1 protein-coding gene is annotated in these 293 nt (G+C 55.3%); it reads left to right on the forward strand.

What is annotated here, in order from left to right:
- Positions 1-293: RHS repeat domain-containing protein (locus P0D70_RS36975; protein WP_408188153.1), on the forward strand; the 293-nt coding region annotated here is incomplete at both ends.

Below are 293 nucleotides of genomic sequence, written 5' to 3' on the forward strand. Positions count from 1 at the left end.
TGCAGTGGCCTGTCGATCGTATTGGACAGAACGCATCGCGGCTGACACTTAGTCTGGCCTACGACGGTAGCGGTCGCATCTTGAGCGTCGTGCCTCCTTCGGGCAATGCCACGCATTATGCGTACGATGCGAAAGGTAATCTGGCTTCGGTAACCGCGCCAATTGGATACGTTCGCCAGTATCTGTACGAAGATGTCCGCTTTCCAAACGCATTGACCGGCATCAAGGACGAATCAGGCTCGAGGATTGCAACATGGACCTACGATTCCAGTGGACGTGCGATCTCGGTCACG

The organism is Paraburkholderia sp. RL17-381-BIF-C, assembly GCF_046026435.1.
In the GTDB taxonomy this organism is placed as follows: Bacteria; Pseudomonadota; Gammaproteobacteria; order Burkholderiales; family Burkholderiaceae; genus Paraburkholderia.